At 66.3% G+C, this 15,708-nt stretch carries 9 protein-coding genes; 8 read left to right on the top strand and 1 reads right to left on the bottom strand.

Annotated elements, in window-relative coordinates:
• The first annotated feature begins 14 nt into the window (after window positions 1–14).
• The 8 genes from treZ to KSS95_RS12040 all read left to right on the top strand — a co-directional run bounded on the left by treZ (window position 15) and on the right by KSS95_RS12040 (window position 13,348).
• Window positions 15–1,757, top strand: a complete 1,743-nt coding sequence (treZ, locus tag KSS95_RS12075; protein ID WP_217853855.1) for a malto-oligosyltrehalose trehalohydrolase — start codon at window positions 15–17, stop codon at window positions 1,755–1,757.
• On the top strand, window positions 1,754–3,823 hold the full coding sequence (gene malQ / locus KSS95_RS12070) for a 4-alpha-glucanotransferase (RefSeq protein WP_217853854.1): 2,070 nt from the start codon (window positions 1,754–1,756) through the stop codon (window positions 3,821–3,823). Before treZ ends, malQ begins: the two co-directional genes overlap by 4 nt.
• On the top strand, window positions 3,820–6,594 hold the full coding sequence (locus tag KSS95_RS12065; protein WP_217853853.1) for a malto-oligosyltrehalose synthase: 2,775 nt from the start codon (window positions 3,820–3,822) through the stop codon (window positions 6,592–6,594). Before malQ ends, KSS95_RS12065 begins: the two co-directional genes overlap by 4 nt.
• Window positions 6,595–6,610: 16 nt before the next feature.
• The gene (locus KSS95_RS12060; protein ID WP_217853971.1) at window positions 6,611–6,853 is read left to right on the top strand and encodes a DUF2934 domain-containing protein; all 243 of its coding nucleotides are present in this window, start codon (window positions 6,611–6,613) and stop codon (window positions 6,851–6,853) included.
• Window positions 6,854–6,978: 125 nt separating this feature from the next.
• Complete coding sequence (gene glgX, locus KSS95_RS12055) at window positions 6,979–9,132, top strand: glycogen debranching protein GlgX (protein ID WP_217853852.1); 2,154 nt, start codon at window positions 6,979–6,981, stop codon at window positions 9,130–9,132.
• Window positions 9,133–9,813: 681 nt separating this feature from the next.
• Window positions 9,814–10,596, top strand: coding sequence for an endonuclease/exonuclease/phosphatase family protein (locus KSS95_RS12050; protein WP_217853851.1), 783 nt, complete (start codon window positions 9,814–9,816; stop codon window positions 10,594–10,596).
• Window positions 10,597–10,927: 331 nt separating this feature from the next.
• Window positions 10,928–12,004, top strand: coding sequence for an autotransporter domain-containing protein (locus KSS95_RS12045; RefSeq protein ID WP_217853850.1), 1,077 nt, complete (start codon window positions 10,928–10,930; stop codon window positions 12,002–12,004).
• A gap of 288 nt (window positions 12,005–12,292) precedes the next feature.
• Entirely contained in the window at window positions 12,293–13,348 is a 1,056-nt protein-coding gene (locus KSS95_RS12040) for a hypothetical protein (protein ID WP_217853849.1), read from the top strand.
• Window positions 13,349–13,437: 89 nt separating this feature from the next.
• Here the strand turns inward: KSS95_RS12040 and glgB are convergent, their stop codons facing one another.
• On the bottom strand, window positions 13,438–15,648 hold the full coding sequence (glgB, locus tag KSS95_RS12035; protein ID WP_217853848.1) for a 1,4-alpha-glucan branching protein GlgB: 2,211 nt from the start codon (window positions 15,646–15,648) through the stop codon (window positions 13,438–13,440).
• Window positions 15,649–15,708: the final 60 nt, after the last annotated feature.

Below are 15,708 nucleotides of genomic sequence, written 5' to 3'. Positions count from 1 at the left end.
GCGGAGCGCTGACGATGCACAGGCATGGCGCACAATTGCTGGACGCCACGTCGGCGCGCTTCGCCCTCTGGGCACCGGATGCGCGCAACGTGAGCGTGGAAATCGAGCAGCGGCCCGCGGTCGAACTGCTGGCCGACGAGGATGGCTGGTACAGCGCTGTCGCCCCCTGCCAGGCGGGCGATCGCTATCACTTTCGCATAGATGATCACTTGGCGGTGCCCGACCCTGCGTCGCGCTACCAGCCCGAGGGCGTCCAGGGCCGCAGCGCGGTGGTGGATGTCGGCGGTTTCGCCTGGCAACACCCCTGGCACGGCCGGCCCTGGCACGAGGCGGTGATCCAGGAGCTGCACGTCGGCCTGCTCGGCGGCTACGAGGGCGTGGCCAAGCAGCTGCCGCGCCTGGCCGAGCTGGGTATCAGCGCCATCGAGCTGATGCCCCTGGGGCAGTTCCCCGGCGAGCGCAACTGGGGCTACGACGGCGTGCTGCCATTTGCCCCGCAGCACAGCTACGGCACCCCGCAAGGGCTGTGCGCGCTGGTCGACCAGGCCCACGGCCTGGGCCTGATGGTGCTGGTGGACGTGGTCTACAACCACTTCGGCCCCGATGGCAACTACCTGGCGCAGTACGCCGGGCCGTTCTTTCGCCAGGACCGGCAGACCCCCTGGGGCGCCGCCATCGATTTTCGCCAGCCCCAGGTGCGCGAGTACTTCATCCAGAACGCGCTGATGTGGCTGTGCGACTACCGCTGCGACGGCCTGCGCCTGGACGCGGTGCATGCCATCGACCAGCCGGACTTCCTCGTCGAGCTGGCAAGCCGGGTGCGTGCCGCGGTCGAGCCGGGCCGGCACATCTGGCTGGTCCTGGAAAACGAGCACAACCAGGCCGCGCTGCTCGAGCAAGGTTTCGACGCGCAATGGAACGACGACGGCCACAACGCCTTGCACGTGCTGCTGACCGGCGAAACCGAGGGCTATTACGAAGACTACAAGGAGCGGCCGATCGACCAGCTAGCGCGCTGCCTGGCCGAAGGCTTCGTGTTCCAGGGCCAGGCCAACCGCCACGGCACGCCCCGTGGTGAGCCCAGCGGCCACCTGCCCCCCACCTCGTTCGTGCTGTTTCTGCAGAACCACGACCAGGTCGGCAACCGCGCCCTGGGCGAGCGTCTTACCTGCCTGTGCCCGCCACCGGCGCTCAAGGCGGCCACCGCGCTGCTGTTGCTGGCACCGATGATCCCGCTGCTGTTCATGGGCGAGGACGACGGCAGCCGCAAGCCGTTCCTGTTCTTCACCGATTTCCACGACGAACTGGCCGATGCCGTGCGCCAGGGGCGGCGCGGCGAGTTCGCCCATTTCGACGCCTTCGCCGACCCACGCAAGCGCGAGCAGATCCCCGACCCCAACGCCCAGGCCACCTTCGAGACCTCCAAGCCCCGCCAGCAGGACGTGCTGGCCGGCTGGCACGGCTTGTACCAGCAGTTGCTCGAGCTGCGCAGGCGCCATGTGATCCCGTACCTGCCAGGTACCCGCGCCTTGGCCACCGAGGTGCTCGCGGCCAAGGCCCTGACCGCGCGCTGGCGCCTGGGCAATGGCCAAGAGCTGCGCATTGACCTCAACCTCGACGCCACGCCCCAGCCGGTGGCCCTGCCGGCCCAGGCGCAGCGGCTGTACGACAGCAGCGACAATGCCCACCCCGACTCGACCCTCGCCGCCCACAGTTGCGTGGTCAGCCTGCTGCCCCCTGCCCAGGAGACGCCATGAACGAGCTCCCCCTGCACCGCCTGGCCGCCCGGGTCGGCCTGGCCCGCGACTGGGTCGACGCCAACGACCGCCCACAGCAGGTCAGCGACGCGGTGCTGCGCCAAGTGCTCGCCGGCCTCGGTCACCCGGCCGCCGACGACGCGGCCATCGACGCCAGCCTGCGCGCCGTCGAGCAGGCCGATGACCCTGCGCACCTGCCACCGCTGCTGACCGTCGATCACGGCCAGCCCCTGGCCCTTGGGCATTACTTCAACGCCGCCAGCCCGGTGCGCTGCAACCTGGACGACGGCAGCCAGCGCGAGCTGGCCCTGGATGCCCAGGCCTGCCTGCCCGGCGAGCTGCCGATCGGCTACCACCAACTGGCCATCGAGGGCCGGACCTTCACCCTGGCGGTGGCTCCGTTGCGCTGCCATGCCCTGCAGGACGCCATCGAACAACGGCCGCCGCGCTGCTGGGGCCTGTCGGTGCAGCTGTACAGCCTGCGCCGCCCCGGCGACGGCGGCTACGGCGACTGCCTGGCCCTGGAGCAACTGGCACGCAGCGCTGCCGAGCGTGGCGCCGACGCCCTGGCCATCAGCCCGATGCATGCCTTGTCGGCCTACGACCAGCAGCATTTCAGCCCCTATTCGCCGTCCAGCCGGCTGCTGCTCAACGCGCTCTATGCCAGCCCCGCGGCCTTGCTCGGTGAGCGCGAGGTGCGCATGGCGATCCAGGCCTGCGGCCTGGAGGCGATACTCGAGGCGCTGGAGCAACAGGCCCTGGTCGACTGGCCGCGCGCAGCCGAGGCCCGCCATCGCCTGCTCGAGGCGCTGTACCAGGATTTCAGCCAGCGTGAACACCCGCTGCGCGAGGACTTCGAAAGCTTCCGCGATGCCGCCGGCGAAAAGCTCGATCACCATTGTCGCTTCGCCGTGCTGCAAGACGAGGCGGTCGGCCAGGGGCTGGGCGCCGATTGGCGCAACTGGCCGGCGGCCTGGCAAGACCCCTGTCACCCGGAGGTTGCAGCCCTGGCCAACAGCTACCCCGCGCGCATCGAGTTCCACGCCTTCTGCCAATGGCTCAGCGAACGCAGCCTGCAACGGGCCCAGGACGCGGCCCGCGGCAACGGCATGGCGGTGGGCCTGATCGCCGACCTGGCGGTGGGCGCCGATGGTGCCGGCAGCCAGGCCTGGAGCCGCCAGGACGAGCTGCTGGCAGGTCTCAACGTCGGCGCGCCGCCTGATATCCTCAACCGCGCCGGGCAGGACTGGGGCATCTGCGCCTTTTCCCCCGAAGGGCTCAAGCGCAATGGCTACCGCGCCTTCATCGAGATGCTGCGGGCCAACCTGGCCCATGCCGGCGGCTTGCGCATCGACCATGTGATGGGCCTGCGCCGACTGTGGCTGATCCCGCGCGGCGCGGCGCCCAGCGAAGGGGCCTACCTGGACTACCCAGTGGATGACCTGCTGCGCCTGCTGGCCCTGGAGTCGGCGCGGCACGCTGCGATCATCCTCGGCGAAGACCTCGGCACCGTGCCTGCCGGCCTGCGTGAACGCCTGGCCGATAAAGCGGTGCTGGGCATGCGCGTGCTGCCGTTCGAGCAGCAGCCACTGGGGCAATTCAGGCCGATCCTCGACTGGCCGGACAACGCCCTGGCCACCACCGGTACCCACGACCTCGCCCCGCTGGCCGGCTGGCTGGCCAACCGCGACATCGACTGGAGCCATCGCCTGAAGCTGATCGAGCCCGCCAGCGAATTGCACTGGCGCCATGACCGGCAGAAGGAGCACGACGGCCTGCGCCGCACCCTGGAAGCCAACTACGGCCCGCAAAAGGACAACGATGCCGTGATCGACGCCGCCATCCGCTATGTCGGCCACACCCGCGCCCCGCTGGTGCTGGTGCCGCTGGAAGACCTGCTCGGCTGCGACGAGCAAGCCAACCTGCCCGGCACCACCGCAGGCCACCCCAACTGGCGGCGGCGTTTCCAGGCGCCGGCCGACGTGCTGCTCGACGACCAGGACGCCGCCCGCCGCCTGGAACTGCTGGCCCAGGCCCGCGAACAGGCCTGGGAGCGTGACCGATGAAGCCGTTGACCGCCACCGTGCGCCTGCAACTGCACAGCGACTTCAGCCTCGACGACGCCGCGGCGCTGGTGCCCTATTTCGCCGCGCTGGGCATCAGCCATGTGTATGCCTCGCCGATCCTCACCGCCCGTGCCGGCTCGCGCCATGGCTATGATGTGGTCGACCCGACCCGGATCAACCCGGAGCTTGGCGGCGAGCCTGCGCTGCAGCGCCTGGTCGGCGCCCTGCGCCAGCACGGCATGGGGCTGATCCTCGACACCGTGTCCAACCACATGGCCGTGGGCGGCGCCGACAACCCCTGGTGGCAGAACCTGCTGGCCTGGGGCAGGCGCAGCCCCTACGCCGAGTTCTTCGATATCCAGTGGCATTCCAGCGACCCGTTGCTGGCCGGGCAACTGCTGTTGCCGTTTTTGGCCAGCGATTACGGCCAGGCCTTGCAGGCCGGTGAAATCCCGCTGACCTTCGACGCCCGCCAGGGCGTGTTCGAAGTGGCCCACCACGAGCACCGCTTCCCCATCTGCCCGCTGGATTACGGCCGCATCCTCGGCCAGGCCGAGGATGCCCGGCTGCAGGCCCTGGCCGAGCCTTTCGGCGCCCTGCACGAGGCGGCCGAGCCACTGGTCGCGGCATTGGCGCTACAGCGCGAGCTGGCGCGCCTGGTGGCCGACGGAGCGTCACTGGACGCGGCCCTGGCCGCCTTCGACAGCCGCGAGCAAGCCGGTTTCAAGCGCCTGCACCTGCTGCTCGAGCGCCAGACCTACCGCCTGGCCAGCTGGCGCACCGCCGCCGACGACATCAACTGGCGGCGCTTCTTCGACATCAACGAACTGGGCGGCTTGCGGGTGGAGCGCTCGGCAGTGTTCGAGGCCACCCACGCCAAGCTGTTTTCGCTGATCGAGCGCGGCCTGGTGGACGGCCTGCGCATCGACCATATCGACGGCCTGGCCGACCCGCGCCGCTACTGCCGCAACCTGCGTCGCCGGGTCGATGGGTTGCTGGCCAGGCGCCCGTTGAGCGCGGCCCTGGAGCACTTTCCGATCTACGTCGAGAAGATCCTCGGCAGCGGCGAACAGCTGCACCGCGACTGGCTCACCGACGGCACCACCGGCTACGAGTTCATGAACCAGGTGTCGCTGCTGCAGCACGACCCGGCCGGCGAAGCGCCGCTGAGCGCGCTGTGGCACAGCATCAGCCAGCGCCCCGACTTCGCCGAAGAGCAGCGCAGCGCCCGCCACCTGGTGCTTAACGCCAGCCTGGCCGGCGACTGCGAGTCGGTGGCCCAGGCGCTGTTGCAGGTCGCCCGCGACGACCTGATGACCCGCGACCTGACCCTCGGCGCGATCCGCCGGGCGTTGCAGGCGCTGGTCGCGCACTACCCGGTGTACCGCACCTATATCAATGCCTGCGGCCGCCCCGCCGAAGACGAGGCGTTCTTCCAGCAAGCCCTGGCCGGCGCCCGGCAAACCCTGGCCGAGGCCGACTGGCCGCTGCTCGAGGCGTTGCAGCGCTGGCTGGGCGGCCAGCCCTGGCGCCAACTGCCACCGGGCCGCCCACGCAAGCACCTGCGCCATGCTTGCGTGCGCTTCCAGCAGCTCACCGCGCCCAGCGCCGCCAAGGCCGTGGAAGATACCGCGTTCTACCGCTCGGCCCGGCTGCTGTCGCGCAACGATGTAGGCTTCGAGGCCGAGCGCTTCAGTGCCGACCCCGCGTGGTTCCACAACGAGGCGCAACGCCGCCTGCGTGATTTCCCCGACAACCTGCTGGCCACCGCCACCCACGATCACAAGCGCGGCGAGGATTGCCGGGCCAGGCTGGCGCTGCTCAGCGAACGCGGCCCCTGGCTGGCCAGCCGTGTCGAGCACTGGCGCGAACTGGCCGCGCCGCTGCGCGAGGCGCTGGACGACGGCGAGGCGCCCAGCCCTGGCGACGAGTTGCAGTTGTTGCAGACGCTGCTCGGCAGTTGGCCGCTGGACCTCGGCCTGCACGCTCGCCAGGCCCTGGCCGCCTATGCCGCGCGCATCCGCCAATGGCAGCAGAAGGCCCTGCGCGAAGCCAAGCTGCGCAGCAGCTGGGCCGCGCCGAACGCGCGTTACGAGCAAGCCTGCGCGCGCTATGTCGACGGCCTGCTGCTGGACGACGAGCACCAGCAGCTGCGCCAGGCCCTGCAGCAAGCCGCCGCTCAGCTGGCCTGCCCCGGCGCGCTCAACGCCTTGGCGCAATGCCTGCTGCGCATGACCACGCCCGGCGTGCCCGACCTGTACCAGGGCAACGAATACTGGGACTTTTCGCTGGTCGACCCGGACAACCGCCGCCCGGTGGACTATGCCGCCCGCCGCGCGAGCCTAAGTGACAGTGCGTCGCTGGCCGAACTGCTCGCCCATTGGCGCGACGGGCGCATCAAGCAGGCGCTGGTGGCGCGGATGCTCGACTGCCGCCAGGCCCGCGCCGAGCTGTTCCGCCGTGGCGACTACCTGCCCCTGGGCGTGCAGGGCAAGCATGCCGACAAGGTGCTGGCCTTCGCCCGCCTGGGCGACGGCGAGCGCGCCATTGTCGTCGTGCCACGCCTGGCCAGCAGCTTGCTGGGCAGCGCTGCAACGCCGTTGATCCCGGCGCAGAACTGGGACGATACGCGGCTGGTACTGCCGTTTGCCTTGTCGCCTGCCAACTGTTCGGGACTTTTCGGCGGCACTGCGGTCAGCCCTTCAAGGGAGCTGATGTTGAGCGCCGTGCTGGCGGAGTTTCCGGTCAATGTGTTGATCGATCATGCCTAACCGCATCAGGAGCATCGTGATGAGTGTCGATGAAAAACGAGTTCGCGAATTTGCCTACCAGATCTGGGAGTCGGAGGGTAAGCCCGAGGGGCGCGAGGAGGAGCATTGGGACAAGGCCCGCAAGCTGGCCGAAGCCGAGGCGCTGGCGCCCAAGGCGCCGCCGCGCAAGAAGGCGGCGGCCAAGCCCAAGCCCGCCACGGCCGTGGAAAAGCCGCTGGCCGCGAAGCAGCCCAGGGCCGTGAAGAAGCCGGCAAGCTGATTGCCTTGTAGCGCCTGTACCGGCCTTATCGCGGGGCAAGCCCGCTGCCACGCTATGCGATGCAATCAACCTTGTGGGAACGGGCTTGCCCCGCGATCCCTCTCCCCCGGACCATGAGGACCGCCATGAGCCCGCGCACCCCGAAGAAAACCCGTTCCGTCGCCCCGTCGCGCATCCGCGAAGGCCTGCCCTTCCCCCTCGGCGCCACCTGGGACGGCCTAGGGGTCAACTTCGCGCTGTTCTCGGCCAACGCCACCAAGGTCGAGCTGTGCCTGTTCGACGCCACGGGCGAGCAGGAACTCGAGCGCATCGAACTGCCGGAATACACCGATGAGATCTACCACGGCTACCTGCCCGACGCGCACCCAGGCCTGGTCTATGGGTATCGCGTCCACGGCCCCTACGCGCCGGAGCAGGGTCACCGTTTCAACCCCAATAAACTGCTGATCGACCCCTACGCCAAACAACTGGTCGGCGCGCTGCAATGGTCCGAGGCCCTGTTCGGCTACACCATCGGCCACCCCGACGGCGACCTGTCGTTCGACGAACGTGACAGCGCGCCGTTCGTGCCCAAGTGCAAGGTCATCGACCCGGCCTTCACCTGGGGCCGCGACCAGCGCGTGCTGATTCCGTGGGAGCGCACGATCATCTACGAAGCCCACGCCCGCGGCATCAGCATGCGTCACCCGGCCGTGCCCGAGCACCTGCGCGGGACCTTCGCCGGGCTGGCCAACGACGAGCTGCTGGGGCATATCAAGGCGCTCGGGGTATCGAGCATCGAGCTGCTGCCGATCCACGCCTTCGTCAATGACCAGCACCTGCTGGACAAGGGCCTGAACAACTACTGGGGCTACAACAGCATCGCCTTCTTCGCCCCGCACCCGCGCTACCTGGCCAGCGGCAAGATCGCCGAGTTCAAGGAAATGGTCGCGCACCTGCACGATGCCGGCCTGGAGGTGATCCTCGACGTGGTCTACAACCACACCGCCGAGGGCAACGAGCGCGGCCCCACGCTGTCGATGCGCGGTATCGACAACGCCTCGTACTACCGGCTGATGCCCGAGGACAAGCGCTACTACATCAACGACTCGGGCACCGGCAACACCCTGGACCTCAGCCACCCCTGCGTGCTGCAACTGGTCACCGACTCGTTGCGCTACTGGGCCGGCGAGATGCACGTGGATGGCTTTCGCTTCGACCTGGCAACCGTCCTCGGCCGCTACCACGACGGCTACAGCGAGCGCCACGGCTTCCTCGTCGCCTGCCGCCAGGACCCGATGCTCAGCCAGGTCAAGCTGATCGCCGAGCCTTGGGACTGCGGTCCCGGCGGCTACCAGGTGGGCAACTTCGCCCCTGGCTGGGCGGAGTGGAACGACCGCTTCCGCGACACCGTGCGCAGCTTCTGGAAAGGCGACGAAGGCATGCTCGCCGACTTCGCCGCGCGCATCACCGCCTCGGGCGACCTGTTCAACAACCGTGGCCGACGCCCCTACGCCTCGGTCAACTTCGTCACCGCCCACGACGGCTTCACCCTGCGCGACCTGGTGTCGTACAACGACAAGCACAACCAGGACAACGACGAGAACAACCAGGACGGCACCGACAACAACCTGTCGTGGAACTGCGGGGTCGAAGGCCCCACCGACGATCCGGCCATCAATGCCCTGCGCATGCGCCAGATGCGTAACTACTTCGCCACCCTGCTGCTGGCCCAGGGCACCCCGATGATCGTCGCCGGCGACGAGTTCAGCCGTACCCAGCACGGCAACAACAACGCCTACTGCCAGGACAGCGAAATCGGCTGGGTGAACTGGGAGCTGGACGAGGACGGCACGGCACTGCTGGCCTTCGTCAAGCGCCTGACCCGGCTGCGCCTGGCCTACCCGATCCTGCGGCGCTCACGGTTTCTGGTGGGCGACTACAACGAGGCGATCGGCGTGAAGGACGTCACCTGGCTGGCCCCGGACGGCAGCGAGATGAGCGTCGAGCAATGGGAAGACCCCCACGGCCGCTGCCTGGGCATGCTCATGGACGGTCGCGCCCAGGTCAGCGGCATTGCCCGGCCCGGCGCCGAGGCGACCCTGCTGCTGATCGTCAACGCCTACCACGACGTGGTGCCATTCAAACTGCCGCCCGTGCCGGAGGGCGACTACTGGAGCTGCCTGGTGGACACCGACCGGCCAGAGCTGCGCAAGCCGCAACACCTGGCGTTCGAGACGCGGTTCGAGGTCAAGGGGCGGTCATTGCTGTTGCTGGCGTTGCAGCGTGAGGAGGAGTGAACCTGCACTGGCCATTTCGGTCCTACACTGCGTGGGAGCCGACCTTGCCGGCGAACACCGGCAAAGCCGGTGCCATCCACCGCGGCGCCTGCTTCGCCAGCAAGGCTGGCTCCTACGGACGGGGTACGCCGCAAACCTGTAGGAGCCGGCTTGCCGGCGAACACCGGCAAAGCCGGTGCCATCCACCGTGGCGCCTGCTTCGCCAGCAAGGCTCCTACGGGTGTTGCAGGCCGTAATTGGCGTAGGAGCCGGCCTTGCCGGCGAACACCGGCAAAGCCGGTGCCATCCACCGCGTCGCCTGCTTCGCCAGCAAGCTGGCTCCTACGGGTGTTGCAGGCCGTAATTGGCGTAGGAGCCGGCCTTGCCGGCGAACACCGGCAAAGCCGGTGCCATCCACCGCGTCGCCTGCTTCGCCAGCAAGCTGGCTCCTACGGGTGTTGCAGGCCGTAATTGGCGTAGGAGCCGGCCTTGCCGGCGAACACCGGCAAAGCCGGTGCCATCCACCGCGTCGCCTGCTTCGCCAGCAAGGCTGGCTCCTACGGGTGTTGCAGGCCGTAATTGGCGTAGGAGCCGGCCTTGCCGGCGAACACCGGCAAAGCCGGTGCCATCCACCGCGTCGCCTGCTTCGCCAGCAAGCTGGCTCCTGCAGAGATTGCCCATGACCGACCTACAGGAGCCAACGTGAGCAGCCCAGGTTTCGCCAGTGTCGACCAAGCCCCTGCCGTGCACCGGGTCAAGGTGCTGACGGTCAACACCCACAAGGGCTTCACCGCGTTCAACCGGCGCTTCATCCTGCCGGAACTGCGCGAGGCGGTGCGCAGCACCCAGGCCGACATCGTGTTCCTCCAGGAAGTGCTCGGCAGCCACGACCGCCACGCCGCCCGCTACCCCGGCTGGCCGCAGACCTCGCAGTACGAGTTTCTCGCCGACAGCATGTGGAGCGACTTCGCCTACGGGCGCAACGCGGTCTACCCCGACGGCCACCATGGCAACGCCCTGCTGTCGAAGTACCCGATCCTCGAACACCGCAACCTCGACGTCTCGATCACCGGCCCCGAGCGCCGCGGCCTGCTGCACTGCGTGCTGGATGTGCCGGGGCAACGCCAGGTGCATGCCATCTGCGTGCACCTGTCGCTGCTCGAAAGCCACCGCCAGCAACAACTGCAACTGCTGCGCCGACTGCTCGACGCCCTGCCCGCCGACGCCCCGGTGATCATCGCCGGCGACTTCAACGACTGGCAGCTGCGCGGCAACCGCACCCTGGGCCTGCAGCGCGACCTGCACGAGGCCTTCGAGCGCCATCACGGCCTGCTCGCCCGTACCTACCCGGCGCGCCTGCCGCTGCTGCGCCTGGACCGCATCTACCTGCGCAACGCCGACAGCCACGCGCCGAGGATCCTCGGCCACAAGCCCTGGACGCACCTGTCCGATCACCTGCCGCTGGCGGTGGAAGTGCGGCTCTAGCAACGATTTTTCATAGCTGCGCGACGGGCAATCGCCATTGCTGCTATGTAACATCAAAAATACATAAAAATCATATAGTTGAAGATCTCAACACGACTTTATCGAACCTTTCACGCTTTCTTGACGCAAGCGCCTACCTCTCCTTAGCTGAACAGTAATCACCAGTCGTAAATACTCGTGCCGGGCCTCTAGCGCGCGCCTTAGTGCGTGCTCCCAGGGGCTGGCGCGATGGTTTGGGTCGCCCCCTGTTCTTGTCGTACAGCTCGTGACATCAGGCCAGCACCTCGGCTGTTCAACGTGCTGTACAACCCACAACAACAGGAGATCCGCCATGAAATGCCCCTCGAACCCCCTGCGCTTCGAAGCCATTTTCTGTGCGGTTTCCACGTCGCTGCTCCTGGCAACCCCGGTGGAAACCTTGGCTTTCGACCTGCAGGAGGACGCGCCTTTCGCCGCTATCCTGCAACCCCCCGAGGTGCCGCGCCTGTCCCTCGAGCCGCTGAGTGTCGGCGGCCTCAACCAGGGCATGCTCAGCGCGTTTTCCCAGCACATGGGCGAACGCCACGGGCCTTTGGCCGCCGACCTGATCAGCAGCCAATGGGCGCAGTTCTTCCCCGGCGCGCCGCGCCCAGGCGCCCAGGCGCCAGCCCAGCTGGAGGCGCCCAGCCAGCAGTTGATGATCGGTCCGGACTTGTTCGTGCGCGAAACCAGCGCAGGCAATGTGCACCGGGCGGGGATCTTCTTTGGCCACAACAACCTGCAAAGCAGCTTCAACGGCATGCGCCCGCTGCTCGGCGACAAGCAGCGCAACGCAGTCAACCTCAGTGGCGAGAGCCTGGGCGTGTACTGGAGCATGACCCATGAGCAGGGCTGGCACCTCGACGCCGTGGCCATGGGCACGCGTATCGACGTCAACGGCCGCTCCCAGGCCGGCCAGCGGGTCGACGACAGTGGCCATGCGATGACCTTCTCGGTGGAGGGCGGCTTCCCCATCGGCCTGGGCGGCGGCTGGGTGATCGAGCCCCAGGCGCAGTTGATCAACCAGCAGTTCTTCCCCGGCAGCCAGATGCAGGAGGCGACCTTGCAGGCATTCGACAGCCAGCCGAGCTGGAGCGGCCGGGTCGGCGCCAAGCTGTCGGCGCGCTACGAGGTCAAGGGCATGCCCATCGAGCCCTATGTGCGCACCAACGTCTGGTACGACTTCAGCAACGCCGACAGCGTGAAGCTCGACCAGGTGGACAAGATCTCCAGCTCGCGCCGCTCGACCTCGGTGGACCTCGGCCTGGGCCTGGTGGCGCGGGTCACGCCGAATGTGGCGCTGTTCGTCAGCGCCGATTACAGCTCCGATGTGGATGACAATGACCTGAATGGGCTGATTGGCAGCCTGGGCGTGCGGATGCGCTGGTAGCGCTGACGACCAGCTCCCCGATAGGCGCGACATGAGGCCGCGCCTACAACAGAAGGACCGATCACACCGGCTTCATGACCAGAACGCCCAACGGCGGCAAATTCAGCGTCAGGCAGACCCTCCTTAACAGCATCCGCTATCTAGAACTCATGTTTCATAGCAAACGTATTTGAGCTCGTTCACGGCGGTCTGGACCTAGTAAATATGCCAGTTGTGAGGCTTTCCATGACATGCCACCTTACAGAAGGCCCTCTCTAGGGACCTACTAAAACTGCAAAGGAACGCATCATGACCACCGACGCACAAGCACCTGAAGTCACCCTCTTCGAAGAGATCAAAAACATCTTATTCTCGAGATACGCTGATGAGGGGGAACGGCAACACCACTATAAAAAAATCAGGTCAATCACCCCCTATCCTCACCCAGGCCATGTTCTGAAAGCCGAGCTGGAAAAAGACGGATCCTTTTTAACCAGCAGCCCAATCTCGGAAATAATCTCACACTTCCTAAGCTACTATCGGGCAGCAGTCTTCCCTTATTTATCGCTTGAGAACCATGGCACCACCGAATCAACTTATAATCTCGAAGAAATTTACTACCCCGAACCAATTTATTCGCACGAACATTTTTATGGGCGCGAACAATTTGACAGCGACGATTCAAAGGACACCAACACGCCACTTAAGTACCCCCCATCCTTCGTTAAATTTTCGGCATCTGCTGATGACAGCCTCATGCTGCTGTTAGCATACCCCTCACACACACAAACTTCGGCGTTGAAGAATTTTTTTGACCAATGCTCAAAAGCCGAAGCACAAGAGAGTAAGGTTGACTTTGCCTCTTTACTCCCTCTCCCAACGCCACTAAAACAATTCCTTAAGAATTATGTTTATGCTAAATTCGGCGGTCTCGACCGGCACACAGACTGGAATGCCCAGGCATCATCAGCAACCAAAGTAACGCCTCAATCATTAGTTGAGTCACTCGAACAACATTTAGCATACCAAGAACTTAAAGACTACTCGCCCGCTGGCGATTATCGTAGCGAAGCGCCCTACAATCTCGCCAATGAGATCTACAACTCCTTACTTAAAGAACTAGCTGACTCCGAACTGGAAAACAAAGCTGAAGACGTCGAGCTGAAGCAGACAAGGACCACCCACACCGAAAATTACAAAGTTACCGTCACCCTCAAGAAAATCAAGTTCGAACCCGGACTAAAACAGCAATCTTTCGCCGAGGTGCGAAATGGCATTACTCAAAACGCAAACTTCTACAACAAAGATGTTGTCTGCAATGGCACAATTGCATTGGAGGTCAGCGTACGTCGGCAGCGAGCTTGATGCGCCGTCCTCATAGCACCTCATGCGCTACACGATAAAGACCAACGCCTACGCGTATCACGTAGGCGTCGGTTTGCCGGCGAAGTGCCTCATGCCGGCTTCATCACCAACACCCCCAACGGCGGCAGGTTCAGCGCCACTGACAATGGCTGGCCATGGCTGGCGATCTCATCGGCGACCACCGCCCCGAGGTTGCCGACGTTCGACCCGGCATACAGCTCGGCGTCGCTGTTGAGCAGCTCCTGCCACTGCGCGCCGAACGGCACGCCGATGCGATACCCTTCGCGCGGCACCGGGGTGAAGTTGGCCACCACCAGCAACGGCTCGCCCTGGCTGCTCCAGCGCAACCAGGCATACACGCTGTTGGCGGCATCGTCGCCGATCAGCCACTGGAAGCCCTGGGGCTGGCAGTCCTGCTCGTGCAACGCCGGCAGTTCGCGGTACAGGCGGTTGAGATCGGCCACCAGCTTCTGCACCCCCTGGTGCTCGGAATACTGCAGCAGGTACCAGTCCAGTTGCTGGTCGTGGTTCCATTCGCGCCACTGGCCGAACTCGCAGCCCATGAACAGCAGCTTCTTGCCCGGGTGCATCCACATGAACGTCAGGTAGGCGCGCAGGTTGGCGAATTTCTGCCAGCGGTCGCCGGGCATCTTGTCGATCAGCGAATGCTTGCCGTGCACCACCTCGTCGTGGGAGATCGGCAGGATGAAATGCTCGGAGTAGGCATAGATCAGGCCGAAGCTCATCTCGTTGTGGTGGTAGGTGCGGTGGACCGGATCGTTCTGGATGTAGTGCAGGGTGTCGTGCATCCAGCCCATGTTCCACTTGTAGGCAAAGCCCAGCCCGCCCTGCTGCACCGGCTGGCTGACCCCGGGCCAGGCGGTGGACTCCTCGGCGATGATCAGCGCGCCCGGCGCCTCATGGGCGGCGACGCTGTTGAGGTGGCGGATGAAATCGATGGCCTCGAGGTTCTCGCGCCCGCCATGGCGGTTGGGCACCCATTCGCCGGCCTTGCGCGAGTAGTCACGGTAGAGCATCGAGGCCACCGCATCGACGCGCAGGCCATCGATGTGGAAATGCTTGAGCCAGTGCAGCGCCGAGGCCAGCATGAAACCGCGCACTTCGTTGCGGCCTAGGTTGTAGATCAGGGTGTTCCAGTCCTGGTGGAAGCCTTCCAGCGGGTTGTCGTACTCGTACAGCGCGGTGCCGTCGAACCGCGCCAGGCCGTGCTCGTCGGAGGGAAAATGCGCTGGCACCCAGTCGAGGATCACGCCGATGCCGCCCTGGTGGCAGGCGTCGATGAAATAGGCGAAGTCCTCGGCGCTGCCGTAGCGTGAAGTGGGTGCGAACAGCGACAGTGGCTGGTAGCCCCAGGAGCCGCCGAACGGATGCTCCATGATCGGCAGCAGCTCGATATGGGTGAAGCCCAGCGCCTGCACGTAGGGCACCAGGCGTTCGGCCAGCTCGCGCCAGTTGTAGTAGCGCGCCACCTCGCCGGCATCGTCCAGCTCGCAGCGCCAGGAGCCGGCGTGCAGTTCGTAGATCGACAGCGGCGCACTGTAGGCATGGCGCTGGGCCCGCTGCTCCATCCACGGCTGGTCGCGCCAGGCGTGGGCCAGCGGCCCGGCCACCTTCGACGCGGTGCTTGGCGGCAGCTCGGTGGCGCGGGCCAGCGGGTCGGCCTTGAGCGGCAGTACGCCGTCGTGGCCGAGCACCTCGAACTTGTAGGGCTCGCCCACGCCCAGGCGCGGCACGAACAGCTCCCAGACCCCGGCACTGTGGCGCAGGCGCATCGGGTGACGGCGGCCGTCCCAGTTGTTGAAGTCACCAACCACCGACACGCGCCGGGCGTTGGGCGCCCAGACCGAGAAGCACACGCCGGCGACGCCATCGACCTCGCTGGGCTGCGCGCCGAAACGCCCAGACAGGTCGCGATGGTTGCCCTCGGCGAACAGGTACATGTCCATGTCGCCCAGTTGCGGGCCGAAGCTGTAGGGGTCCTCGGTGACCTGCTGGCCGCCGGCCCAGTCGATCTGCAGCTGGTACGGCTGGGCCTGGGCCAACTGCGCGGTGAACAGCCCGGGCAGGCTGGCCTGCTGCATCTCGGCGAGGATGCGTGCGTCGTCCCGCGCCAGCACCCGCACGTTCAGGGCGTTGGGCAGGAAGGCGCGGATAGTCTGGCCGCCCGCACCATCGGGGTGCGGGCCGAGCACTGCGAACGGATCGGCGTGCTCGGCGCGGGCCAGGGCATCGAGGTCCCGTTGCCGAAGGCCGCCGGTGTCACGCGTGGTTGCATTCATCTCACTGCCCCTTTCCAGGTTTTCATCGATAGCCCTGGGGCTGCGTTGCAGCCCCAGGGT

It is taken from the genome of Pseudomonas muyukensis (genome assembly GCF_019139535.1).
GTDB lineage: Bacteria > Pseudomonadota > Gammaproteobacteria > Pseudomonadales > Pseudomonadaceae > Aquipseudomonas > Aquipseudomonas muyukensis.
Note: the sequence above shows the minus strand (reverse complement) of the source record. Positions and strands in the feature narration are given on the sequence as shown.

Excerpts from the sequence above, each read along its gene's own strand:
- treZ (WP_217853855.1), top strand. The coding sequence starts at position 15 with ATGCACAGGCATGGCGCACAATTGCTGGACGCCACGTCGGCGCGCTTC.
- malQ (WP_217853854.1), top strand. The coding sequence starts at position 1,754 with ATGAACGAGCTCCCCCTGCACCGCCTGGCCGCCCGGGTCGGCCTGGCC.
- KSS95_RS12065 (WP_217853853.1), top strand. The coding sequence starts at position 3,820 with ATGAAGCCGTTGACCGCCACCGTGCGCCTGCAACTGCACAGCGACTTC.
- glgX (WP_217853852.1), top strand. The coding sequence starts at position 6,979 with ATGAGCCCGCGCACCCCGAAGAAAACCCGTTCCGTCGCCCCGTCGCGC.
- KSS95_RS12045 (WP_217853850.1), top strand. The coding sequence starts at position 10,928 with ATGAAATGCCCCTCGAACCCCCTGCGCTTCGAAGCCATTTTCTGTGCG.
- KSS95_RS12040 (WP_217853849.1), top strand. The coding sequence starts at position 12,293 with ATGACCACCGACGCACAAGCACCTGAAGTCACCCTCTTCGAAGAGATC.
- glgB (WP_217853848.1), bottom strand. The coding sequence starts at position 15,648 with ATGAATGCAACCACGCGTGACACCGGCGGCCTTCGGCAACGGGACCTC.